This is a genomic window from Nonomuraea corallina, assembly GCF_027620315.1.
GTDB lineage: Bacteria > Actinomycetota > Actinomycetes > Streptosporangiales > Streptosporangiaceae > Nonomuraea > Nonomuraea corallina.
The window spans coordinates 1-22,215 of sequence record NZ_JAPNNL010000126.1 but is presented as its reverse complement, the minus strand read 5'-3'; the positions used below and the strand labels follow the sequence as shown (position 1 = coordinate 22,215).

General features: G+C 70.9%; 24 protein-coding genes and 1 tRNA gene. 15 read left to right on the top strand and 10 right to left on the bottom strand.

The window, feature by feature from the left end:
• Positions 1-487 precede the first annotated feature (487 nt).
• Positions 488-1,003: a M48 metallopeptidase family protein gene (locus tag OUY22_RS25990; RefSeq protein ID WP_270157779.1), complete on the top strand. Its 516-nt coding sequence runs from the start codon at positions 488-490 to the stop codon at positions 1,001-1,003.
• Complete coding sequence (locus tag OUY22_RS25985; protein WP_270157778.1) at positions 1,000-1,584, top strand: hypothetical protein; 585 nt, start codon at positions 1,000-1,002, stop codon at positions 1,582-1,584. Before OUY22_RS25990 ends, OUY22_RS25985 begins: the two co-directional genes overlap by 4 nt.
• Here OUY22_RS25985 and OUY22_RS25980 read toward each other — a convergent pair.
• The 3 genes from OUY22_RS25980 to OUY22_RS25970 all read right to left on the bottom strand — a co-directional run bounded on the left by OUY22_RS25980 (position 1,571) and on the right by OUY22_RS25970 (position 4,411).
• Positions 1,571-2,566 carry an endonuclease/exonuclease/phosphatase family protein gene (locus tag OUY22_RS25980; RefSeq protein ID WP_270157777.1) on the bottom strand — a complete coding sequence of 332 codons (996 nt, stop codon included), beginning with the start codon at positions 2,564-2,566 and terminating at the stop codon, positions 1,571-1,573. The two genes, OUY22_RS25985 and OUY22_RS25980, sit on opposite strands and share 14 nt — an antisense overlap.
• A 67-nt stretch (positions 2,567-2,633) precedes the next feature.
• A complete protein-coding gene (locus tag OUY22_RS25975) occupies positions 2,634-3,209 on the bottom strand; it encodes an NUDIX hydrolase (RefSeq protein ID WP_270157776.1) in 576 nt (191 codons plus the stop codon).
• The gene (locus tag OUY22_RS25970) at positions 3,206-4,411 is read right to left on the bottom strand and encodes a zinc-dependent metalloprotease (RefSeq protein WP_333486790.1); all 1,206 of its coding nucleotides are present in this window, start codon (positions 4,409-4,411) and stop codon (positions 3,206-3,208) included. The genes OUY22_RS25975 and OUY22_RS25970 overlap by 4 nt, the downstream gene beginning before the upstream one ends.
• Before the next feature lie 130 nt (positions 4,412-4,541).
• On the opposite strand from OUY22_RS25970, the gene OUY22_RS25965 reads away from it, so the two are divergent.
• The 5 genes from OUY22_RS25965 (at position 4,542) to OUY22_RS25945 (ending at position 10,341) form a co-directional block, all read left to right on the top strand.
• Positions 4,542-5,615 carry an NAD-dependent epimerase/dehydratase family protein gene (locus OUY22_RS25965; RefSeq protein WP_270157780.1) on the top strand — a complete coding sequence of 358 codons (1,074 nt, stop codon included), beginning with the start codon at positions 4,542-4,544 and terminating at the stop codon, positions 5,613-5,615.
• Between the two features lie 20 nt (positions 5,616-5,635).
• Positions 5,636-6,061, top strand: a complete 426-nt coding sequence (locus tag OUY22_RS25960; RefSeq protein ID WP_270157774.1) for a molybdenum cofactor biosynthesis protein MoaE — start codon at positions 5,636-5,638, stop codon at positions 6,059-6,061.
• A 10-nt stretch (positions 6,062-6,071) separates the two neighbouring features.
• Positions 6,072-7,112 carry a YlbL family protein gene (locus OUY22_RS25955; protein ID WP_270157773.1) on the top strand — a complete coding sequence of 347 codons (1,041 nt, stop codon included), beginning with the start codon at positions 6,072-6,074 and terminating at the stop codon, positions 7,110-7,112.
• 132 nt (positions 7,113-7,244) lie between these two features.
• Complete coding sequence (locus OUY22_RS25950; RefSeq protein WP_270157772.1) at positions 7,245-10,211, top strand: UPF0182 family membrane protein; 2,967 nt, start codon at positions 7,245-7,247, stop codon at positions 10,209-10,211.
• A gap of 53 nt (positions 10,212-10,264) precedes the next feature.
• Positions 10,265-10,341 (top strand) — tRNA-Met (locus OUY22_RS25945).
• A gap of 176 nt (positions 10,342-10,517) precedes the next feature.
• Here OUY22_RS25945 and OUY22_RS25940 read toward each other — a convergent pair.
• Entirely contained in the window at positions 10,518-11,450 is a 933-nt protein-coding gene (locus tag OUY22_RS25940; RefSeq protein ID WP_270157771.1) for a type II CAAX endopeptidase family protein, read from the bottom strand.
• A 179-nt stretch (positions 11,451-11,629) separates the two neighbouring features.
• Between OUY22_RS25940 and OUY22_RS25935 the strand changes: the two genes are divergently transcribed.
• On the top strand, positions 11,630-13,222 hold the full coding sequence (locus OUY22_RS25935) for a peptide chain release factor 3 (RefSeq protein WP_270157770.1): 1,593 nt from the start codon (positions 11,630-11,632) through the stop codon (positions 13,220-13,222).
• A gap of 6 nt (positions 13,223-13,228) precedes the next feature.
• On the opposite strand, the gene OUY22_RS25930 is transcribed toward OUY22_RS25935, so the two are convergent.
• Positions 13,229-13,477 carry a hypothetical protein gene (locus OUY22_RS25930; RefSeq protein WP_270157769.1) on the bottom strand — a complete coding sequence of 83 codons (249 nt, stop codon included), beginning with the start codon at positions 13,475-13,477 and terminating at the stop codon, positions 13,229-13,231.
• A 242-nt stretch (positions 13,478-13,719) separates the two neighbouring features.
• Between OUY22_RS25930 and OUY22_RS25925 the strand changes: the two genes are divergently transcribed.
• Positions 13,720-13,908: a hypothetical protein gene (locus tag OUY22_RS25925; RefSeq protein ID WP_270157768.1), complete on the top strand. Its 189-nt coding sequence runs from the start codon at positions 13,720-13,722 to the stop codon at positions 13,906-13,908.
• 104 nt (positions 13,909-14,012) lie between these two features.
• On the opposite strand, the gene OUY22_RS25920 is transcribed toward OUY22_RS25925, so the two are convergent.
• Positions 14,013-14,315 (bottom strand): EthD family reductase, encoded by a 303-nt coding sequence (locus OUY22_RS25920; protein ID WP_270157767.1) that lies wholly within the window; start codon positions 14,313-14,315, stop codon positions 14,013-14,015.
• Between the two features lie 306 nt (positions 14,316-14,621).
• Between OUY22_RS25920 and OUY22_RS25915 the strand changes: the two genes are divergently transcribed.
• The 4 genes from OUY22_RS25915 to OUY22_RS25900 are packed head-to-tail and all read left to right on the top strand — an operon-like array spanning position 14,622 to position 18,192.
• Positions 14,622-16,859: a sensor histidine kinase gene (locus OUY22_RS25915; RefSeq protein WP_270157766.1), complete on the top strand. Its 2,238-nt coding sequence runs from the start codon at positions 14,622-14,624 to the stop codon at positions 16,857-16,859.
• Entirely contained in the window at positions 16,852-17,277 is a 426-nt protein-coding gene (locus OUY22_RS25910; protein ID WP_270157764.1) for a roadblock/LC7 domain-containing protein, read from the top strand. Before OUY22_RS25915 ends, OUY22_RS25910 begins: the two co-directional genes overlap by 8 nt.
• Positions 17,274-17,624, top strand: coding sequence for a DUF742 domain-containing protein (locus tag OUY22_RS25905; RefSeq protein ID WP_270157763.1), 351 nt, complete (start codon positions 17,274-17,276; stop codon positions 17,622-17,624). The genes OUY22_RS25910 and OUY22_RS25905 overlap by 4 nt, the downstream gene beginning before the upstream one ends.
• Positions 17,605-18,192, top strand: coding sequence for a GTP-binding protein (locus OUY22_RS25900; RefSeq protein WP_270157762.1), 588 nt, complete (start codon positions 17,605-17,607; stop codon positions 18,190-18,192). Before OUY22_RS25905 ends, OUY22_RS25900 begins: the two co-directional genes overlap by 20 nt.
• An 11-nt stretch (positions 18,193-18,203) precedes the next feature.
• On the opposite strand, the gene OUY22_RS25895 is transcribed toward OUY22_RS25900, so the two are convergent.
• Positions 18,204-19,532, bottom strand: a complete 1,329-nt coding sequence (locus tag OUY22_RS25895; protein ID WP_270157761.1) for a glycoside hydrolase family 6 protein — start codon at positions 19,530-19,532, stop codon at positions 18,204-18,206.
• 193 nt (positions 19,533-19,725) lie between these two features.
• Between OUY22_RS25895 and OUY22_RS25890 the strand changes: the two genes are divergently transcribed.
• Together OUY22_RS25890 and OUY22_RS25885 are read left to right on the top strand one after the other, a co-directional pair.
• On the top strand, positions 19,726-20,301 hold the full coding sequence (locus OUY22_RS25890) for a hypothetical protein (protein WP_270157760.1): 576 nt from the start codon (positions 19,726-19,728) through the stop codon (positions 20,299-20,301).
• Between the two features lie 48 nt (positions 20,302-20,349).
• Positions 20,350-20,817 carry a group II truncated hemoglobin gene (locus OUY22_RS25885; RefSeq protein WP_270157759.1) on the top strand — a complete coding sequence of 156 codons (468 nt, stop codon included), beginning with the start codon at positions 20,350-20,352 and terminating at the stop codon, positions 20,815-20,817.
• On the opposite strand, the gene OUY22_RS25880 is transcribed toward OUY22_RS25885, so the two are convergent.
• From OUY22_RS25880 to OUY22_RS25870, 3 genes are all read right to left on the bottom strand, one after another.
• Entirely contained in the window at positions 20,814-21,038 is a 225-nt protein-coding gene (locus OUY22_RS25880; protein ID WP_270157758.1) for a hypothetical protein, read from the bottom strand. The genes OUY22_RS25885 and OUY22_RS25880 overlap by 4 nt on opposite strands.
• 6 nt (positions 21,039-21,044) lie before the next feature.
• A complete protein-coding gene (locus OUY22_RS25875; RefSeq protein WP_270157757.1) occupies positions 21,045-21,200 on the bottom strand; it encodes a hypothetical protein in 156 nt (51 codons plus the stop codon).
• Positions 21,201-21,521: 321 nt separating this feature from the next.
• On the bottom strand, positions 21,522-21,926 hold the full coding sequence (locus OUY22_RS25870; RefSeq protein WP_270157755.1) for a hypothetical protein: 405 nt from the start codon (positions 21,924-21,926) through the stop codon (positions 21,522-21,524).
• Positions 21,927-22,215 lie beyond the last annotated feature (289 nt).

The window sequence follows — 22,215 nt, the reverse complement described above, 5'->3', positions numbered from 1 at the left end:
GTCGCGGCTGCCGTCGAGACCGCCCAGCCACCTGCGGGCGGCCCGGCTCAGCCCGGTCAGGACGACGGCCCGCCGCGGGTGGGCGCCCAGCTGGACGGTCTGCTCGTCACGGTCGACGAGGCGGAGGGCGGGATGCAGACGTGGCCTCATGGCCCGAAGATTGGCACGCGCATTCAAGATCCCGCACTCGAACGCCCCGCCTTGTGGATAACCCGCCGCTTTCCAGGACCGCCTGTGGATGGCGGGGAACGCCCGATGACATTAAATTCTCGGCAATCCCCAGCGAAGAGAACGATCACCCCCAAAGTCCTTGACCAGGAGTAACCCTGACCTTGAAGCTCCAGGCAGGACGGTGGTACGGGCCGGACCCCCTCATGACGATCAGGAAAGCCCGCGTGCCCAAATTCACCAGCTCTTAATCATCTGACCAGCACAAACATGTCCTCGCCCTCTGGGGAATTCTGTGAGTGTCGGCTACCGTGCATATGTGCCCCCCGAGACAGTCGAGGTCCGTCGCAGTTCTCGTCGCCGGCGTACGGTCTCCGCTTACCGCGACGGCGACAAAACGATCGTGCTCCTGCCCGCCTGGCTCAGCGGTGAGGACGCGGATGAATGGGTGAGCCGGATGCTCGATCGGCTCGCGGCCAAGGAGCGCAAACGGCGGCCCACCGACGAGGCGCTGCTGGAGCGGGCGAAGGAGCTCTCGGCGAAGTACCTCGACGGGAAGGCCCGCCCGGCCGGCGTGCGATGGGTGGACAACCAGCAGCACCGGTGGGGTTCCTGCACTCCCGAGACCGGCACGATCCGCATCTCGACCCGGCTCAAGGGCCTGCCCGAATGGGTGATCAACTACGTCATCGTGCACGAGCTGGTCCACCTCCTCGTGCCCAGCCACGGCCCGCGGTTCTGGGCCCTGGTGGAGCGCTACCCGAAGGCCGAGCGCGCCCGCGGCTTCCTTGAGGGCTTCTCCGCCGCAGCCCACAGCGCCCCGGAGGAGTGTTGACGCGCACCGTCGCGGTTCTCGTACGGCAGGGCATGGCGCGCTCCGCGCCCCGGGACGTCGATCCGGCCCGCTGGCTGGAGGCCATCGCCGAGGACACCTACGAGCTGGTCGCCGGCCTGGAGCTGGTCACCCCTGTCCTGGTGACGAGCGTCCCGGGCCTGGACGACCTCGTCTGGCCCGGCACGGAGATCATCGAGATCGGCGAGCACGACCCGGTCAAGGACGTGCTCAAGCTGCTGAAGGGCGAGCAGGCCGCGATCGTCGCCGGCGACGCGCCCGACCTGCCGCCGCTGCTGGTGGGCAAGCTCTTCCGTGAGCTGGGACGCGCGCACGTCACCGTCTGCCCCGCCGAAGGGGGCGGCGCCGTCGCGCTCGCCTGCCGGCTGCCGCCGCCCGACTGGGCGGACCCGGATCTGGACGACCCCGACCCGGTGGCGGCGCTGCGCGCGCAGGCCCCCGGCCGCCGCATGGTCGCGGCCGGCCCCGGCTGGCACCGGCTGCGCCACCCAGGCGACGCCGAGCGCCTCGACCCCGGCCTCGAAGGCTGGGAGAGCACCCGCGCCCTGCTCACGGCACGCTGAGCTCCGCGAACACCGCCCGGTGGTCGGTGCCCGGCACGTCGTGCACGCTGACCGCCTTCACCCCCACCCGCTCGTCGACCAGCACGTGGTCGATCGTGATGACGGGCGGGATCCGCCGGTTGGCCGGCCAGGTCGGGATCAGCCCCGCGCCCACCTGGTCGGCGGCGTCCTTGTAGCCGCGTGCCAGCAGGCGGCGCATCGGCGCGTGGTCGAGCGAGGCGTTGAAGTCGCCCGCCAGGATGCGCACCGCCCGGTCGGACGTGCCGGGCAACGCCTCCAGCGCCGCGTGCCAGGCGGTCGCGTGCGGCCCGATCGGCGGCACGGGATGCACGTCGTAGAGCTCCACCGGCGCCCCGCCGGGCAGTGCCAGCCTGGCCACCGGCATGTTGTGGCCCTCCAGCGGCGGCAGCGCGCCGGGCAGCGGCTCCAACGGATGGCGGGAGAAGATCCCGCTGCCCGCGGCGCTCCACTCGGCCATCAGCGCGCGGTGCGGCATGACCTCGCCCAGTCCGGCCGCGTCCAACTCGGCCACCGCCCCGGGGGTCAGTTCCTGCGTGCTGAGCGCGTCCGGCTCCAGCCGCCGTACCAGGTCCATGACCGCCTGCGCGTCGGCCCTGCCGAACAGCAGGTTGACGGTGAGCACCCGGAACGGCCGGCCCGCCGTCGCCTCCGCCACGCCGAGCGTCCGCGGCAGCACGCTGAACCCGAGCATGGTGCTGGTCACCAGCGCGACCGCGGTGGCGGCCCGCCGCCGCCCGAGCGCGGCGATCATCAGCGGAAGCAGCGAGCCCGCGGCCGCGTACGGCGTCGCGGTCAGGATCTGGGTGGGGATCGCCCCCCGTTCCAGGCCCGCCAGCCTCGTCACCGCCCACGCCGCGAAGGGGGTCACGGCGAGCCACGTCAGCACGGCCCCGGTGCGCCCGCTGCGTCTGCGGCGCGCGGGCGTGACGATCGTCCCCCCGACCGGACTCTCTGCGGACACGCCCACGGGGACCCCCTTCGGAACCGTACGGATCTTCAGCTGACGACGTCGACGGGAGGACCGCGCATCAGCCGGCGGCCCCGCGGTCGTGCGAGGCGAGGGCGCCGGCCAGCGCCGCCCGCCCCCGGGCCGCGAGACGTCTGGTCGCCTCGTCGGACAGGTCGGGGATCTCCTCCACCGGGAACCAGCGCAGGTCGAGCGACTCCGCGCTGATCACCGCCTCGGCGCCCGGAGGGGCGACGGCCGCGTACTCGACATCGAGATGCCAGCTGTGCGGCGGATGGCACCACACCTGGTGGCGGTCCAGCGCCAGCGGGCCGGGCAGCAGCGTCAGATCCGCGATGCCGGACTCCTCCACGGCCTCGCGCAGCGCCACGCCGGCCAGCGTGGTGTCGGAAGGCTCGCAGTGGCCGCCCATCGGCAGCCACATCCCCGCCTTGGGGTGCAGGGTGAGCAGCACCCGGGCGCCGTCGTGCGACAGCACCGCCGTGGTCGCCGTCAGGTGGCCGGGCGCGCACGCGCGCAGCATCGCGTCGTCGTGGGCCGCGAGATGGCCGAGGAACTCGGCGCGCAGCAGCTCCTCACCGTCCGTGGGCGCGGTCCACGAGGAGAGCACGGCCACCGCGTCGTCGTGCAGGCTCAACGCTGGTCGTCCTCGTCGCCGGGCTTGCGATCCAGCTGCGAGATGTCCCAGTCGCCGCCGCCCCGGACGAACGCCTCGGGATCGTCCAGGTCCTCGGCCGTCGGCATGAGGTCGGGATGCGACCAGAGCGCGTCGCGGCCGTCGAGGCCGCGCGCCTCCTTGACCACCTGCCACAGCCGGGCCGCCTCGCGCAGCCTGCGCGGCCGCAGCTCCAGGCCGACGAGCGTGCCGAAGGTCAGCTCGGCGGGCCCGCCCGTGGCGCGGCGCCGCCGCACGGTCTCCGCCAGCGCCACCGCCGACGGCAGCTTGCCCTCGGCCGCGGCGTCGACCACCGTGGCGACCCAGCCCTCGACCAGGGCCAGCATCGTCTCCAGGCGGGCCAGGGCGGCCTTCTGCCGCTCGGTCTCCTCGGGCTTGAGCAGCGCGCCGCCGCTCAGCGCCTCCTGGAGCGCCTGCGGGTTGTTGATGTCCAGCCCGCGGATCTGCTCCTCCAGGGCGGAGGTGTCGACCGTGATGCCCTTGGCGTACTCCTCGACGGCCCCGAGCAGGTGGCCGCGCAGCCACGGCACGTGCTGGAACAGCCGGTGGTGCGCGGCCTCGCGCAACGCCAGGTAGAGCCTGATCTCGTCGGCGGGATGCTCCAGGCCGGCGCTGAAGGAGGCGACGCCGCCGGGCAGCAGCGCGGCCGTGTCGGACAGCGGCAGGCCGATGTCGGTGGTGCCGATCACCTCACGCGCCAGCGAGCCGAGAGCCTGGCCGATCTGCTGGCCGACCATCATGCCGCCCATCTGCTTGAGCATGCCCATCAGCGGCCCGGCCATCTGCTGGGCCTCGGGCGGCAGCCCGGCGCCGCCGAGCGCGCCGCCCATGGTCTCGACCATGCGCTCGGCGATCGGCTCGGCCAGCTTGCGCCAGACGGGGATCGTGTTCTCGATCCACTCCGACCGGCTCCACGCCTGCGGGTTGGACACGCCGCTGGGCAGCGTGGTCGCCTCGTTCAGCCAGAGGTCGGCCAGGTGGAGCGCGTCGACGATCTGACGGCGCTCACCTTCCATGACGCTCGGATCACCCTGGGCGACGACGGCGTGCCGGGCGATGTTCTTGGCCATGTCCCAGTTGACCGGGCCGGAGCCCTGGGGCGCCGACAGCATGTCGGCGAACTGGCGCATCGCCTGAGCCATCTGCTCAGGGTCGCCGAACATGGCGAACGGGTTTTCGTTGGGGTCGTTTTCGCGACCTGGCAGGTCAGTCACCGCTCTACCTCGTGCAGGATGGAGGAGTCCACATCCGCCACGTTAGCCGTCCTGTGGCGGATCAGTGCAAAGTGAGGACCTGGTGCCTACCTCGAAACGCCCGCGCCGACCTGTCGTAGCCGTCACCGGTGCCGCATCCGGCCTGGGCCGCGAGCTGCTCGCCAGGCTCGTCACGTCCGCGGATTTCCGCAGAGTGGTGGCCATCGACGAGGAGCGCGGTGACATCCAGGAAGCCACCTGGCGGGTGCTCGACGTCCGGGATCCGCTCTTGGCGAACCGGATCTCCGACATCGACGTCGTGGTCCATCTGGCCGGTGACTACGCCGTGGACTCCGACCCCGGCGAGCGCCGCGCGTACAACTTGAGAGCCGCCCAGACCGTGCTCACCGCCAGCGCGGCCGCGCGCGTGCGGCGGGTGGTGCTGGTGACGAGCGCGATGGTGTACGGAGCCGAGGCCGACAACGACGTGCCGCTCGCGGAGGACGCGCCGGTGGCGGCCGAGCCCGACACCGGCGTGGTCGGCGACTACCTGGAGATCGAGGCCCTGGTCCGCAGGTCGCTGCGGAGCCACCCCGGCCTGGAGGTCACGGTGCTGCGCCCGGCCGCCGTCGTCGGGCCCGGCGTCGACACGGTGATCACCCGCCACTTCGAGTCGCCGCGGCTGCTGACGGTCAAGGGGTGCGCGCAGCGCTGGCAGTTCTGCCACATCGACGACCTGGTCTCCGCGCTGGAGCTGGCCGCCAAGGGCGTCGTCACCGGTGTGGCGGCCGTCGGCTGCGACGGCTGGCTGGAGCTGGAGCAGGTGGAGGAGCTTTCGGGGATCAGGCGGTTCGAGCTGCCGGCCGGGCTGACCTTCGGCACCGCCCAGCGCCTCCACCGGCTGGGCGTCACGCCGGCCCCGGCCACCGACCTCCACTACGTCGTCTACCCGTGGGTGGTCGACTGCACGAGCCTGCGCGAGGCCGGGTGGAAGCCGGCGTGGACCAACGAGGCGGCCTTCAAGCAGCTTCTGGAGCTGCGCGAGAACCGCACCACCGTGGTCGGCAGGCGGCTGCCGGTCAAGGAGGCCACGCTCACCGCGGCCGGAGCCACCGTGGCCGTCATCGGCACCGCCGCGATCGTCCGCCAGGTGCGCAAGAAGCGCCGCCAGTGAGAAATCTGTAGGCTCTCCACGTGGACGTCATCCGGTTGCTCGCCCTGCGTGACACTCCGCTCTCCGTCGACGAGGTGCTGGCCGCGGTGGGCGACCACGCCGCCGGCGGCACCACCGTGTTCGTGGGCACCGTCAGGGAGCAGGACCACGGCAAGCGGGTGACGAGACTCTCCTACTCCGCCCACCCGTCCGCCGAGCGCGAGCTGCGCTCCGTGGCCGAGAAGGTGGCCTCCGACTTCCCCGTGACCGCGCTCGCCGCCGTCCACCGCCTCGGCGACCTGGAGCTGGGCGAGACCGCGGTGATCGTGGCCGTGGCCTGCCCCCACCGCGACGAGGCGTTCAGGGCGGCGCGCAGGCTGATCGACGACCTCAAGGCGCAGGTGCCGATCTGGAAACATCAGGAGTTCGCCGACGGGTCGACCGAGTGGGTCGGCGCCTGCGAATAAGCTCGGATCCATGTCACGACGTGCCTTGACCCTGCTCGTTTCGGGCTTCCTCGTGCTCGCGCTGGGCATCGGCGGCGCGGTCGTGGACGTCCCGTACGTCGTGCTCAGCCCCGGCCCCACCGAGAACACCCTCGGCGACATCGACAAGCAGCCGGTGATCAAGATAACCGGGCGTGAGACCTACCCGACGACCGGCGCGCTCAGGCTCGTCACGGTGGCCTACCAGGGCGGGCCCACCTCCCAGATCGACCTGCTCACGGCGCTGCGCGGCTGGATCGACCCGACCGTGGCCGTGGTGCCGCAGGAGACCATCTTCGCCCCCGACCGCAGCCAGAAGGAGGTCGAGGAGGAGAACACGATCGAGATGACCAACTCCCAGGACGACGCCACGGCCGCGGCTCTGAACGAGCTGAAGATCCCGTACGAGGCCGTCATCTCGGTCGCCTCGACCGTGAAGGGCAAGCCCGCCGAGGGCAAGATCCAGAAAGGCGACCGGATCGTCGCCGTCGACGGCGAGCCGGTCACCAGGACCGACGAGGTCAGCAAGGCCGTGCGGGCGCGCGAGCCGGGCGACCCGGTGACGTTCACGATCACCAGGGGCGGGGAGAAGCTCGACGTCACGGTGCCGACCGTGGCCGCCGGGGGCGAGCCGATCGTCGGGGTCAACATGCAGCCGGGCTACGAGTTCCCGTTCGACGTCGACATCAACGTGGGCGACGTCGGCGGGCCGAGCGCGGGCCTGATGTTCTCGCTCGGCATCGTGGACAAGCTCACCGAGGGCCAGTTGACCGGCGGCAAGCAGATCGCCGGCACCGGCACCATCAGGCCCGACGGCAAGGTGGGCCCGATCGGCGGGATCCCGCAGAAGATGGTGGGCGCGCGCAACGCCGGCGCCACGATCTTCCTCACCCCCGCGGGAAACTGCGCCGAGGCGCTGAGGGCCGTGCCCGACGGGTTGCGGCTGGTCAAGGCCGAGACGTTGCACGACGCGAAGCTGGCGCTCGAGGCGCTGGCCTCAGGTAAAGGGGAGGTACCGTCTTGTTCTGGATGAAACTTCCCGCCATCACCGCGCGTTGGCCGTAGTGGCGACACTGCGGTGTAGGTTGCCAGACACGGACTGTTTCTTCATCACGACGAGGGGTTGGCCTTGAGCTTCCGGACCCCAGGAGCCGGCGGCAGGGCGATGCGCTTGCCCCGCCGACCGCGACTGCTTCTGCCTGTCGCGATCGCACTGGTGGCGATTGTGGCGCTATTTTTCCTTTTTTCCGGTATTTATACCGACTATCTATGGTTCACCGCGATCGACTACACGCGGGTCTTCTCCAGCGTGCTGATCACCCAGATCGTGCTGTTCATCGTCGGCGCGGTCCTCATGGCGGGCATCGTCGGCGGCAACATGCTGCTCGCCTTCCGGTCCAGGCCGCTGTTCGGGCCCGCGGTCTTCGGCGGCGGCGGCAGCGGCGCCGACCGCTACCGGCAGGCCCTCGACCCGCACCGCAAGCTCGTCTTCATCGTCGGCATGGCGCTGCTCGCCCTCTTCGCGGGCTCCTCGACCGCCAGCCAGTGGCCGACCTGGATGCAGTTCGCCAACGGCCAGCCGTTCGGGACGACCGACGCCGAGTTCAAGCTCGACCTCTCGTTCTTCATGTTCGAGCTCCCGTTCATCAGGCTGGTGCTCAACTTCCTGTTCACCGCCGTGATCCTCTCCGCCATCCTCGCGGCGATCACCCACTACCTGTACGGCGGGTTCCGGTTGCAGTCGCCCGGCGTGCACGCCTCCAAGGCCGCGCGCGTCCACCTGTCGGTGCTGCTCGGCGTGTTCGTGCTGCTCAAGGCCATCGCCTACTGGTACGACCGGTTCGACCTCGTCTTCTCCGAGCGCGGCTTCGTGCACGGCGCCTCCTACACCGACATCAACGCGGTGCTGCCCGCCAAGAACATCTTGGCGATCATCGCCCTGATCTGCGCCCTGCTGTTCTTCGCCGGCGTCATCCGGCCCGGCGGCATGCTGCCCGGGGTCTCGTTCGGCCTGCTCGCGCTCTCGGCGGTGCTGATCGGCGGCGTCTACCCGATGCTCGTCGAGCAGTTCCAGGTCAGGCCCAACCAGCAGGGCAAGGAAGCCGCCTACATCGCCCGCAACATCGACGCGACCCGGCTGGCCTACAACATCAACGACGCGAAGGTCGAGCCCTACAGCGCCGAGGCCGACCCCAGCAAGGTGCGGGAGAACGCCGCCGGCGACGCCTCCGTGACCGGCGTCCGCCTGCTCGACCCGGGCCTCGTGTCCGCCACCTACGAGCAGACCCAGCGCATCAGGGGCTTCTACGAGTTCGCCGACCAGCTCGACGTCGACCGCTACCCCGACGAGAACGGCAAGCTCACCGACCACATCGTGGCCGTGCGCGAGCTGAGCGGCCCGCCCGAGGGTCAGAACAACTGGATCAACCGTCACCTGGTCTACACCCACGGCTACGGCTTCGTCGCCGCGCCGGGCAACAAGGTCGACTCCAGTGGTCTGCCGGCCTACGACGCCAAGGACATGCCGGTCACCGGCGCCCTGGCCGAGCGCACCGGGCTCAAGGAGTCGCGCATCTACTTCGGCGAGACCACCGGCGCCGAGTACGTCATCGCCGGCGGCAACCCCGAGCGCCCGCAGGAGCTCGACTACCCGGAGACGGGCGGCACCGGCCAGAAGAACACCACCTACACCGGCAAGGGCGGAGTCCCGGTCGGCTCGTTCCTCAACCGGCTGTTCTACGCCGCCAAGTACAGCGAGGTGAACATCCTCCTGTCCGGCGACGTCAACGACAACTCCAAGATCCTGTACGAGCGCAGCCCGCGTGACCGGATCGCCAAGGTGGCCCCGTTCCTGACGCTCGACTCCGACCCGTACCCCGCGGTCATCGACGGCCGGGTGACCTGGATCGTCGACGCCTACACCACGTCCAACGCCTACCCCTACTCGCAGAGCGAGAGCCTGCAGGAGATGACCCGCGACACGGCCACCGACCGGTCCCGGGTGATCGCCCAGCAGCCGCTGGACGAGATCAACTACATCCGCAACTCGGTCAAGGCCACGGTCGACGCCTACGACGGCACCGTCACCCTCTACGCCTGGGACCCCAACGACCCGGTGCTCAAGACGTGGAGCAGCGCGTTCCCCGGGATCATCCAGCCGAAGAGCGAGATGAGCCAGAGCCTGCTCGCGCACATCCGCTACCCCGAAGACCTGTTCAAGGTGCAGCGCTACACCCTGTCGCGCTACCACATCACCGACGCCGCCGCCTTCTACAGCGGCCAGGACTTCTGGAACGTCCCGAACGACCCGTCGCAGGGCGAGCGGAACGTCAAGCAGCCGCCCTACTACCTGACCACCACGATGCCGGGCGGCGAGCCGACGTTCTCGCTGACCACCACGTTCGTGCCACGGCAGGGGCCCAACCTGGCGGCGTTCATGGCGGTCGACTCCACCGCCGGCGACAACTACGGCAAGCTACGCATCCTGCGGATGCCGTCCAACACCCCGATCCCCGGCCCCGGGCAGGCGCAGAACGCCTTCCAGAGCCGGTTCGCGGGTGAGCTCAACCTGCTGGGCGTCGGCGCCTCCTCCGTCCGGTACGGAAACCTGCTGACGCTGCCGTACGCGGGCGGGCTCGTCTACGTCGAACCCGTCTACATCCAGGTGGCGGCGGGCGGCGGCCAGGAGCCGTACCCGATCCTGCAGCGGGTCCTGGTCTCGTTCGGCAGCCAGATCGGCGTCGGCCGCACTCTCGACGCGGCGCTGGGCCAGGTGTTCGGCGAGGAGCGGACCACCGATCAGCAACAGCAGCCGCAACAGAACCAGCAGGACCAGCAGAGCCAGGACACCCAGCAGAACCAGGAGACGTCGGCCCTGCAGACGGCGATCAGCGACGCGCAGCGGGCCTACGACGACGCCACCAAGGCCCTGCAGAGCGACCCGCCCAACTGGGAGGAGTTCGGCAAGGCCCAGCAGCGCCTGGACGACGCTCTGGAGAAGCTGGAGAGCGCCGGCGTCCAGGCGCCGGTCACCACCCCGACGCCCGCCCCGACAGGCTCGCCCGCACCGTCACCGGCCGCGACCGGGTCGACGGCCCCGTCGCCGACGGCGTCACCGGCGGGAGCGTCCTAGTCCGTCGATTTGCGTAAGCCCCGTGTCAGGGATAGTCTTTAGACACACACCGACGCGGGGTGGAGCAGTTCGGTAGCTCGCTGGGCTCATAACCCAGAGGCCGCAGGTTCAAATCCTGCCCCCGCTACCAAGAGGAAACGCCCTCCGGGATCATCCCGGAGGGCGTTTCGCATGTCCGGGGTCATCGCGAGCCGACCGGGCGGCCACGGGACCGACCAGCCCCACGCCGAACAGGTCCACCGGAACGCGAAGGCGACGTGTCCCTCCCGGCTCCCCGGGGGACACGTCGCCTGGCCCGCTCACGGCTCAGCTCCGCGGGGCGACCTCGGGTGCGGGTTCCTCGACCGGCCGGTAGCCGAGCCGGCCGCGGGTGGCCACGAGCACCACGAGCGCGGCCGTGGCGCCCGCGAGCAGCGTGACGTGCGACGCCTGCTCGACGGAGGCGATCGACGGGAACATGTCGCCGTAAAGCACGGACATGAAGTTGTTGACGCTGACGTGCAGCAGCATGATCAGCGGCAGGCTCTGACGGGTCCGGTTGAACATCCAGGTGACGACCACGCTGAAGGTGCAGCAGAAGGCGACGAACTCGACGACCCGCAGCCACGTGACGTCCGGCCAGTGACCCCACTCGCTCATGAACAGCGGCAGGTGCCACAGGGCCCACAGCGGGCCGAGGACGAGGGTGCCGCCCAGCGGGCCCCACGTGCGCTGCATGCGGGGCAGGGCGAAGTCGCGCCAGCCGGGCTCCTCCGCCAGGCCCGTGGTGACCATCTGGATCACCAGGCTCGGCAGGTAGGCCAGGAGCAGGACCGCGGACGGCATGCGGACGTCTCCGTCGGAGAGCGCGAGACCGGCGGCGATGAGGACCGCCGGGACGCCGAGCCCGGCCAGGGCGTACCAGCGCCAGTTGACCCGCCAGTTCGTCATCCGGCGGAGCCAGCGGCGGATGCCTTCCCTGCCGTCCGCGACCGCCGTCACGATGAACGCGGAGAGGATCGGGCCGAGATAGGCGCCGGGCAGCACACCGAGCATCTGCGTGCCGCCGAGCATGGAGGGGAAGGAGAAGTCCAGCACCCCCAGGCCGGTCGCCGAGAGGATGTAGGGCGTCCAGGCGGCCCAGCTCAGCAGGTTGGCCAGAACGAAGAAGCTGAGCAGCGGGCGGCGGCGGATGAGACCACGCAGCCCGGTGTGGCCCGGGTCCTGCCGGGGGGCGTCCAACCGGCTGTTGACTGCCATGGGGATGTCTCCTTGGGGGAGGGCTTGACCGACAGCCATCAGCACACCAGCCGCACGCCCTTCAGTCGCTCCCGCGTACGCCCCGGCACGAGTACAGCCAGCGGTACCAGAGGGCAGCCGAGGGGGTCATGACGTCAAGGTAGAGTGCTTGGCGCGACAAGGACGGCGAAGGCAGGGCGATGATCGACATCACGGGGGAAGGCGGCCGGCGCAGGACGTTCGCCGTCATCAGCCACCCCGACGCGGGCAAGTCCACCATGACCGAGGCGCTCGCCCTGCACGCCTCGGCGATCACCCAGGCCGGCGCGGTGCACGGCAAGGCCGGGCGGCGCGGCGTCACCTCCGACTGGATGGAGATCGAACGTTCCCGCGGCATCTCCATCACCTCCGCCGCGCTCCGCTTCGACTACCGGGGCCACGTGTTCAACCTGGTCGACACGCCCGGCCACGCCGACTTCTCCGAGGACACCTACCGGGTGCTGGCCGCCGTCGACTGCGCGGTCATGCTGATCGACGCGGCCAAGGGCATGGAACCGCAGACCATGAAGCTGTTCCAGGTCTGCCGCCACCGCCGCATCCCGGTGATCACGTTCGTCAACAAGTGGGACCGACCCGGCCGCGACGCGCTAGGGCTGCTCGACGAGATCGAGGACCGTACGGGACTGCGCCCGACCCCCGTCACCTGGCCGATCGGCGCGGCCGGTCACTTCCTGGGCGTGATCGACCGTCCTGCCGGGCGCGCGGTCGCTTACGAGCGCACCCCCGGCGGCGCGACCAAGGCGCTGACCCGCGAGCTGACCGACGAGCAGGCCAGGGCCGAGCTGGGCGACGACTGGTCGCGGGCCGGCGAGGAGGTCGCGCTGCTGTCGGCCATCGGCGCCGACCACGACCAGAAGACCTTCGAGGCCCACGAGTCCACGCCGGTGCTGTTCGGCGCCGCGCTGTCCAACTTCGGGGTCGCGCGCCTGCTGGACGCGATGGTCGAGCTGGCGCCGCCGCCCGCGCCCCGCGCCGACGTCAACGGCGTGGGCCGCCCGCTGGACGCGCCGTTCTCCGGGCTGGTGTTCAAGGTGCAGGCCAACATGGACCGCGCCCACCGTGACCGGATCGCGTTCGTCCGGGTCTGCTCGGGACGGTTCGAGCGCGGCATGGTGCTCACCCACGCCGCCACCGGGCGGCCGTTCGCCACCAAGTACGCGCAGAGCGTCTTCGGCCAGGACCGCACCACGCTGGACGAGGCCTACCCCGGCGACGTGGTCGGGCTGGTCAACGCCGGGGCGCTGCGGCCGGGCGACACGCTGTTCGAGGGGCCCGCGGTGACCTTCCCGCCGATCCCCAGCTTCGCCCCCGAGCACTTCGCGGTCGCCCGGGTCCGCGACTCCGGCAAGTCCAAGCAGTTCCGCCGCGGCATCGACCAGCTCGACGCCGAGGGCGTCATCCAGGTGCTCCGCTCCGACCTGCGCGGCGACCAGGCGCCGGTGCTGGCGGCGGTCGGGCCGATGCAGTTCGAGGTGGTGCAGCACCGCATGGCCGCCGAGTTCGGCGCCGAGATCGGCCTGGACCGGCTGGACTACACGCTGGCCCGCCGCACCGACGCCGCCTCCGCGCCGGCCCTGGACAGGGAGCGCGGCTGCGAGGTGCTGACCCGCGCCGGCGACCAGGCGCTGCTAGCGCTGTTCACCGACCAGTGGCGGATGCGCACCATCGCCCGCGACCAGCCCGGCCTGACCCTGGAGCCGCTGATCGCCGACACCAGCCAGGAGCCGCGCTGACGGCCGTCACCGGGTCTCCTCGATCCACCGGGCGTACTCCGCGCGGTCCCGGCTCAGCGCGGGCATCCAGAAGCCGGCCTCGCGAGGGTCGTGCGCCAGCAGCTCGGGGACGTCCGCGTTCCAGTCGCCGGACATCTCGGCGACCATCTCGCGGAACTTGACCTCCATCCTGCGCCGCATGAGCAGCAGGACGACCGCCGCGAACGGCCGGACCCAGCCGCCTCCCCGCCGCCACTCTCCGTCAGGCTCCACCACTGCCGGCAGTCGAACTCCGCTGCCCATGACAACCGGGAGCGGCGTCTGGCGCTATGGATTCCGCCTTCGGTCACGACCGACCGCAGCGCGCCGGGTTCGGACAACTTCACCGTCCACGTGGTCTTCCCCTCTTCGGAGTGCCAGGTGGTGAGGTCCGCGCTCACCTCTCCCGTACGGTTCCACGAGGTGATCCGCAGCTCGGTGGTCGTGCCCTTCCCGTCCTGGTCGTCCGCGGAGTAGACGTGGCGCTGGAAGCGCGCGCCGGGGGTCAGGTGCTCGCCTTCGACGAGGGTGACGCCCGCGAGTTCCTCGTCGCCCTGGATCCGGCCCTTCTCGTCCAGTTCCAAGCTCTCGGCACGATCGAGCAGGGCGCGTACGTACTCTTCGAACCAGTCGCGAGGGATCGCCTCCACGACGGCTTCCGCCTGTAAACGGGCCATATGAGCATGGTCGCGGGGAGAACGGAACGCTGTCCAGCCAGGGATCTCCCCTCCGGGAGGCCGCCCGGGTGTCGCGGCCGGGCGGCCTGCCGCGGTCAGACCACCGTCGCCGCCGGGCCTGTCAGCATGGTGACGCCGCCGCCCGCGAAGTTCGCCAGGTCGGCCACAGCCTGCTGGCCGACGTCGCTGCCCATGGCGGCGTTGAAGGCGGCCTCGTCGTCGAACGTCAGCACCGCCACCAGGTGGTAGGCCGGATCGTTGCCCGCGGGCCGGGTGGCGGTGTAGGCCCGCAGGCCGGGAAGCCGCGCGGCCAGCGGGGCGTGCACCTCGTCGTAGTGCTTGTCGAACGCGGAGGCGCTCTCCGGGTGGTGGTAGAGCGCGAGGAGCTGGTACGCCATGACGCCTCCAGATGTCGAGTTGTCTCGATCAAACCCCGGCGGGCACCCGAGCGGTAGCCCCCGGGCACGGCGTGTCGTCCGGGGCGGGCACGGGCCCGAGCATCATGACAAGGACTTGTAAAGCCCAGTATGTGGCGAATTAGATATCAAAATCTCAACTTTCGCGGCGCTGGCTTGTCGCCTATGAGGCGCAGCGGCATAGTGGGGCAAATCACAGCGCGCATCGGTCGCGGGAGTGCTCTTCAGGCACTCACCGCCCTTCCGGCATCGGCCATGCGCAGGCAACGCGCGGATTGGATGAAGCGTATGAGAGCCGCCCCGCCGGTCCGTGCGAAGATTCTGCGCATCCTCGTCGTACCCCTGGTCTCCCTGCTCGCCTTATGGGGCTACCTCGCGTACAGCATGGTGAGCGAGACCTCCGGATTCGCGAACAGCCGCAGCGAGTGGGACGCCATCGGCGCCCCCGCCCGCGACCTGATCGCGGAGCTGCAGAAGGAGCGGCAGCTGACCGCCGAGGCGGCGGAGGACACCGCCGGCAACGCCCAGCTCGGAACCCAGCGCCACCACACCGACCAGGCCGTGGCCCGCATCAGGGACGTGGCCGCCACGGTGAGCGGGAGCGTCAGCACCCCGCCCGAGGCCGTGGGCGCGCTGCTCGACCAGCTCGACGGACTGCCCAGCGTGCGGGCCAGTGCCGACCTGGACCAGGTGCCCCCGCTCGCCACGACGGAGAAGTTCAACACCCTCATCAGCGTCGCCAACCGTCAGTTCACCGGCGCCGAGAGCGTCACCGCCGTGTCGTCGTACCGGGTGCTGCGCGGCCTCGGCTACTACGGCGCCGTCGACGAGTACCTGGCCAGGCAGAACGCCATCCTCACGCCGGCGCTGCAGCGCGGGGAGATGACCAGGGCCGAGCACGGCGCGTTCGTCGCGGCGACGGCCGCCCGGCGCGTCCAGCTCGCGAACGCCGAGCGCGACATGGGCCCCGAACTGCGGGTCGGGCACGAGCGGCTGCTGGCCTCGCCCGAGTACCAGCGGTTCGTGACCGCCGAGGACGCCGTCTTCCACTGGAACAAGAGCGGCAAGCCGCCCATCCTGGCCGAGGCGTGGAAGCGCGACACGGGCGCGGTGCACGCCATGCTGAGCGACAGCTACACCGAGGAGCTCGCCCGCGCGACCGCCAAGGGAGAGGACCTGGTCCTGGCCGGGCTGCTGCGCATCGCGCTGGTCGTCGGCCTGGGCCTGCTGGCCGTGGTGCTGTCGATCGCGCTGTCGTACCGGTTCGGCCGCTCGCTGGTGAACGAGCTGAAAAAGCTGCAGGGCTCGGCCGTCGAACTGGCCGAGGTACGGCTGCCCCGGCTGGTCGAGCGGCTGCGCAAGGGCGAGGACGTGGACCCGGCCGAGACGCCCGAGCTGGAGAGCGCCCGCATCGCCGAGGTGGAGGGGGTGGTGCGGGCCTTCTCGGCCGTGCAGCGCACCGCCGTCGAGGCCGCCGTCGGCCAGGCCACCCTGCGCAAGGGCGTCGGCCAGGTCTTCCTGAACCTGGCCCGCCGCAACCAGGCGCTGCTGCACCGTCAGCTCGCGCTGCTGGACACGATGGAGCGCAAGGCCGAGGACCCCGACACCCTCGAAGGGCTGTTCAAGCTCGACCACTTCACCACCCGCATGCGCCGCCACGCGGAGAACCTCATCATCCTGTCCGAGGCCGCCCCCGCCCGCCGCTGGCGCGACCCGGTGCCGGTCTTCGACGTGGTGCGCAGCGCCGCGCTGGAGGTGGAGGACTACACGCGGATCACCGTCCAGCCGATGCCGAACGGCCCGCTGCTCACGGGCGCCGCGGTGACCGACGTCATCCACCTGGTCGCCGAGCTGCTGGAGAACGCCACCGCCTTCTCGCCGCCCAACACCGGAGTGCAGGTGCGGGGGCTCAGCGCGGCCAACGGGTTCGCCCTGGAGATCGAGGACCGCGGCCTGGGCGTGAACCCCGCGACCATGCGGGAGCTGAACGCCCAGCTCGCCACCCCGCCCGAGTTCGACCTGGCGCGCAGCGACCGGATGGGCGTCTTCGTGGTGTCCCGGCTGGCCGCGCGGCACGGCATCAAGGTCACGCTGCGCCCCTCCCCGTACGACGGCACGACCGCGATCATCATGCTGCCGTCCTGCGTGCTCGCCGAACGCGCCCCGGTCCCGCCGCGGACCGGGCACTCGCTCTTCGAGCCCGGCCGCGCGATCCCGCCTTCGCCGCCGCGCGAGGTGCGCCCGCCCGTCCCGGCGCGGAGTCCCGGCCCGCCCACCGGCCCGATCCCGCGGCAGGCGGCCGACCCGGACGACGACCTCGACGGCCTGCCGGTCCGGGTACGCCAGGCCCATCTCGCACCACAACTACGGAAATCACGCCCGGAGCAGGAGTCCGACGTCTCCACCCGCGCCCCCGAGGAACTGTTCAGCCTGATGACCTCCATGCAGGAGGGCTGGCGGCAGGCGCGCAGGGAGACCGACGGCGCTCGCGACAACGGGCGGAACGAAAGGGACTCCCATGGCTGACGCGAGATCTGAGCTGAGCTGGCTGCTCGACGACCTGGCCAACAGGGTCTCGGGGGTGCGGCACGCGGTCCTGCTGTCCGCCGACGGCCTCACCATGGGCGGCTCCCACGAGCTGACCAGGGAGGACACCGAGCACCTCGCGGCGATAGCGGCGGGCAGCCACAGCCTGGCCCAGGGCGCGGGCCGGCACTTCGGGATGGGCGGCGTCCGCCAGACGATCATCGAGCTGGAGGGCGGCTTCCTGTTCGTCACGGCCGCCGGCCAGGGCGCCCGGCTGGCGGTCCTGGCCGCGGGCGACGCCGAGCTGGGCCTGATCACGTACGAGATGGCCCTGCTCGTCCGGCGCGTGGGCGAGCACCTGACCGCGCTGCCGAGAGGCGCGGCTCCCGCACCGGTCTGGAACGGGATGACACCGTGACCGAAGACGACCCAGGGCCTCTGATAAGGCTGTACGGGCTCACGGGCGGGCGGACGCGGCCCCAGGGGGAGGCGTTCGACCTGGTGGCCATCGTCGCCACGGTCCGCCTGCCCCAGGAAACGGCCGTGCTGAACCCCGAGCACCACACCATCCTGCATGTCTGCCGCAAGCCCACCCCCGTGGCCGACGTCGCGGCCGGGCTCGGGCTGCCGCTCAACATCATCCGCATCCTCATCGGCGACCTGCGCCGCGAGGGGCTCGTGAGCATCACCCCGCCGAAGCCCGCCAACCAGTCGATCGACGAACGTACCTACAGGGATGTACTGCATGGAATTCGCAGGCTTTGATCGCCCCCGGCCTTCCGGAGGGACGCTCACCGCGACCGCCCTGAAGATCCTGGTGGCCGGCGGTTTCGGCGTGGGCAAGACCACGATGGTCGGCACGATCAGTGAGATCCGTCCCCTGCACACCGAGGAGCTGCTGAGCGACCGCGGGGTGGGCGTGGACGACGTGTCCGGGGTGGAGCGGAAGGTCGCCACCACGGTGGCGCTGGACTTCGGCCGCATCACGATCCGCCAGGACCTGTGGCTGTACCTGTTCGGCACGCCCGGCCAGGACCGGTTCTGGTTCATGTGGGACGAGCTGGCTCTCGGCGCTCTCGGCGCCGTGGTGCTCGCCGACACCCGCAGGCTGGCCGACTGCTTCCCCGCCGTCGACTACTTCGAGCAGCTCAAGCTGCCCTTCGTGGTCGCGGTGAACTGCTTCGACGGGGCCCGCCGGCACGATCCTGGGAAGGTGCGGCGGGCCGTCGGACTGGACGAGAAGACCCCGGTCATCATGTGCGACGCGCGCAACCGCTCCTCGGTCAAGGAGGTGCTGACCACGCTCGTCACCCATGCCATGGAGGTCCGCTAGCCGGAGGTCCGCTAGCGAGCGGTGCAGGTGATCGGGGCGGGAGTGTCGGCCTGGCCGTTGGCCAGGAAGCCGAAGGTGGTGCTGCCTCCGCCGGCCACGGTGCCGTTCCAGCCGAGGTTGCCGACGGTCACGGACGAGCCGGAGGTCCTCAGGTCGCCGTTCCAGAGCTGGGAGATCGACTGACCGCCGGTGAAGCCCCAGCCGACCTGCCAGCCGCTCATGGCCGACGTGCCGTTGTTGCGCACGGTGACCTGGGCCTGGAAGCCGCCCTGCCAGCGGTTGACGATCGTGAACTCGGCGGTGCAGCCCTGGCCCGGCGTGACCGTCGGAGTGATGGTGGGGGTGATGGTCGGGGTCACCGTGGGCGTCTGGGTCGGCTCGCCGGCCGCGATGGCCAGGTCGTAGGCGCGCTGCGGCACGAACTGCCCCGCGCTCGCGATGCAGCCGTCCGCCTCGCCGGGCGGCTTGACCCACAGGAACGCGTCGATCATCGGATCGCCCGTCTCGGTGGTGCTCCACGTGCCCGTGGCGCGGCCGGCCGGGTCGCACCACTCGCTGCCCGAGGGACCGTTGCCGTTGCGGCTCGTGTCGATCACCGCGCGCAGACGGGAGTCACCGACCGCCGCGAGGACGCTCTTCGCGTACGAGACCAGGCCCGGGGTGGAGCGGTAGTTGGAGGTGTTGACCGCGATGCCGTCGGCGCTGGTGGACACGTTGGCGCCGCGCAGCCGGTTGGCCGCCTCCGAGGCCGACAGCCACGCGTCGTGCCCGATGTCGTAGTACACCTTGACCTGGGACGACGTCGCCTTGAACCGCTGTCCCGCGTACGCCATCGATGCCTGGACCTGGGCCTGCTCGCTGGAGTTCATGCAGTTCGTCATGATGGCCAGGGCGTCCGGCTCCAGCACGATCGTGGCCGGCCGCCCGCCCAGCCCGGCCGCGATCTGGTCGATCCAGGCCCGGTAGGCCGTGTGGTCCGGCGCGCCGCCCGCGCTCGGGCCGCCGCAGTCGCGGTTCGGCATCGCGTACACGGCCATGATCGGGATCTTGCCCGCCGTCGCGGCGGCGCGCACGTACGCGTCGACCTGGGAGCGGACGGTCGACGGGTTGTACGTGGCGAACCAGCGTCCCTGCGGAACGGCGGCGATCCGGTCCCTGATCACCGCGGCGCGGCTGTCGGAGGGGTTGGCCGCCACCCATTTGGCGGCGTTCGTCTCCGGGTCCACGTAGAACGCCGAGTCGGCGGCCTGGACGGCGGAGGAAGAGAAGATCGCCGCCCCCGCCACGGCGGTGGCGACCGCGGTGAGGAGGGCGGCCAGCACGGGCCTGCTGCGAGACATGAAAACTCCGTCCTGATATGGGAGCGCTCCCACGCATGGTAGGGAGCGTCCGCCCCCAGCCAGAAGCGCGCTCCGGCCGCCGGGAGGCAAAGGCACAGGCGGGAGGCCCGTCACGGGCTGAAACTTTCACCCCGGGTTACGACTGCTCGCGATCCGGCCGGTCAGCCGACCTGCTTTTGTTAGGGTCCCGTGTGTGCGTGTCCCCGAGGCGGGTTCGACCGGCAGGGTGCGGTGGCTCTGGCTCGTGGCGCCGGCCACGCTCGCGGCCCTTCTCACCCTGATCGGGATGGTCTTCCCCGGGGGCAGCCTTTATGTCCTGTCTTACGCGGTCCTGTTCTGGATCCTCGCGGCGGCTGTGTGGAGCTTGCTGCTCTGCGTGCCGCGCTACCGCAGGAGCGCCGGCATCGCGGTCGCGCCGCTCGTGGCCGTGCTCACGTACGCGACCGTCGCGGCCGACCTGCCGATGCGCGCGGCGTTCGCGGTGTCGGAGCCCGCGCTGACCGCCTACGTGCGCTCGCTGCCGCTCCATCCCGAGCACGTCACGGTGGGCGACGCCGAGAGCATGCTCGACGTCGAGTGGGTCGGCCTCTTCCCTGTCGGCCGGGCCGTGCGCCACGTGGACCGGGCCGACCTGGGCGTCATCGGCTCGGGGGGCTGGCTGGAGTTCTGCGGGCTGACGTACGCGAGCGGCGAGCGGCTGAAGACCTACCGCTTCTCCTCCGTCGACCGGCTCTCCGCGAGCTGGTACGCGACGTGCGAGGACTTCTAGGACGTACGTGGCGTTGCCTGGCGGGCCGACCAATGATTACATCATTACATGACTGAGGAGAACGTGCCGACACTGTACGAGTGGGCCGGCGGAGCCGAGGCGCTGGAACGGCTGACCACGGCCTTCTACCGGCAGGTCGTGACGGACGAACTGATCGGCCCCCTGTTCGCGGGCATGGATGCCGACCATCCCCGATACGTGGCCATGTGGCTGGGCGAGGTCTTCGGCGGGCCCGCCCGCTACACCGGCGAGCGCGGCGGCTACCCGCACATGCTCGCCCACCATCTCGGCAAGGCCATCACCGAGCCGCAGCGACGCCGCTGGGTGAGCCTGCTCATGGACGCGGCCGACGAGGTGGGGCTGCCGGACGACCCGGAGTTCAGGGCCGCCTTCTTCGGCTACGTCGAATGGGGCACGCGCATCGCCCGCGTCAACTCGCAGCCGGGGGCGACGCCGCCCCGGCAGGCGCCGGTGCCCCGGTGGGGCTGGGGCGTGGCCCCTCCGTACCAGCCCTAACCCTCGAAGTCGACGTTCGGCGGGTCGTCCAGCGGGTCGATGAAGGTGTCGGACTCGCGAGGGTCCTCCTCACGCACCCATCGGGAGATGCCGCGCGGGATCTCGTCGTCGATCTCCGCGATCAGGTGCCGCTGCGGGAACACGTCCTCGTACATCGCAGCCCACGACAGCTGCGGGTCGTCCCCCAGATCCTTGCCGATCTCGTACGGTTGCTCGCTCATCGAAACTCACGCCTTGCCGATCATCTGGGCCGTCCTCCTGGCGGCCCAGCCGAGCAGGAGCAGCGCGACCGCGGCCTGGGTGAGGCGCGACCAGAGAGTGGAGGTCACGTCCGCGTAGATGACCACGCCCAGCCACATCAGGTTGAATACGGCTACCAGCACGATGGCCGCCCAATTCATCCCTTTCTGCCACATATGCGCAGTCTTACAGTCGCCGCCCCAAGCGCGGGTATGCGCCCGGTCACCCGCGGGTTGTTTGCGGCTCGGCCGGCCCGCGAGGGCCGGTCATCCCGGGCTTTTCATGATCGAGCGAGTGGCGCGGACGTCGGCCTGGGGCATCGCGCGTGTGGGGCGACGTTCGGCAGCGTCAGGGGAACAGCCCGGACGGGCCTGAGCATGTGACACCGGGGCAGCGTTGCGAGGCGGCAGCGGGGCGGTGGAGTGCTGCGGGGGAAGCGTTGCGGGGGGAGCGTTGCGGGGGAGTCAGCGGGGGAGGCTGCGGCCGGGGCCGACGCAGCGGCGCAGGCGGACGCTGCCGCGGGGGCGCGGCTTCGTCTCCCGCTCCGCCAGGCAGGCGAGCAGAGCGGCTGCCGTGCGCGCGTCCGACAGGATGCGCTGTACGGCCTCGCCCCGCTCCGGGAGCTGGCCGCGCCCGCCCAGCTCGTGCTTGACGAACGTCATGGGGTCGTGCGAGCCGGCGTACTCGGCCGCCACGCTCGCCCGGGCGGCGGTCAGCAGCCTCAGGTAGTGGGTCCGCAGCACCGCCTCGCGCATGCGGGCCTGCTCCAGGTCGTCCACCAGCGCTCTGGCCACGGCCAGCAGGTCGCCCGTCTGGCTCCCCGGGTCGGCGAGGAAAGCACGGATGTCGTCGAATTCCGAGCGGGTCATGCCGGACACCTCCGAGAGCGCAGTGTGCTCGTGAGTCATGGGTACAGGAAGCGTGTTGCGGATCGCTTGCCGTTCGCTTGCCTACACTCCCGCGAGCCCTGAGGTTTGGGTGTTCTCTGGGGAGGGGAGGACCTCCTGATTACCTGTGTGGGCTCGGGATGGTCTTGGAGGCTGCTAGAGTTGCTCAGGCCAGGGCAACGAGGGGCTCGCGAGAGCCACGGAGAGCCCGGCAAACCCACTTCATCACTAGATGTCCGGTTGATTCGCATCTGTCCGGATCGTCTGGTAG

Coding starts and splice junctions, on each gene's coding strand:
- OUY22_RS25970 (WP_333486790.1), bottom strand. CDS start 4,411: ATGTTCGGCGACCCTGAGCAGATGGCTCAGGCGATGCGCCAGTTCGCC.
- OUY22_RS25955 (WP_270157773.1), top strand. CDS start 6,072: ATGTCACGACGTGCCTTGACCCTGCTCGTTTCGGGCTTCCTCGTGCTC.
- OUY22_RS25950 (WP_270157772.1), top strand. CDS start 7,245: ATGCGCTTGCCCCGCCGACCGCGACTGCTTCTGCCTGTCGCGATCGCA.
- OUY22_RS25940 (WP_270157771.1), bottom strand. CDS start 11,450: ATGGCAGTCAACAGCCGGTTGGACGCCCCCCGGCAGGACCCGGGCCAC.
- OUY22_RS25935 (WP_270157770.1), top strand. CDS start 11,630: ATGATCGACATCACGGGGGAAGGCGGCCGGCGCAGGACGTTCGCCGTC.
- OUY22_RS25920 (WP_270157767.1), bottom strand. CDS start 14,315: ATGGCGTACCAGCTCCTCGCGCTCTACCACCACCCGGAGAGCGCCTCC.
- OUY22_RS25915 (WP_270157766.1), top strand. CDS start 14,622: ATGAGAGCCGCCCCGCCGGTCCGTGCGAAGATTCTGCGCATCCTCGTC.
- OUY22_RS25910 (WP_270157764.1), top strand. CDS start 16,852: ATGGCTGACGCGAGATCTGAGCTGAGCTGGCTGCTCGACGACCTGGCC.
- OUY22_RS25900 (WP_270157762.1), top strand. CDS start 17,605: ATGGAATTCGCAGGCTTTGATCGCCCCCGGCCTTCCGGAGGGACGCTC.
- OUY22_RS25895 (WP_270157761.1), bottom strand. CDS start 19,532: ATGTCTCGCAGCAGGCCCGTGCTGGCCGCCCTCCTCACCGCGGTCGCC.
- OUY22_RS25885 (WP_270157759.1), top strand. CDS start 20,350: ATGACTGAGGAGAACGTGCCGACACTGTACGAGTGGGCCGGCGGAGCC.
- OUY22_RS25880 (WP_270157758.1), bottom strand. CDS start 21,038: ATGAGCGAGCAACCGTACGAGATCGGCAAGGATCTGGGGGACGACCCG.
- OUY22_RS25870 (WP_270157755.1), bottom strand. CDS start 21,926: ATGACCCGCTCGGAATTCGACGACATCCGTGCTTTCCTCGCCGACCCG.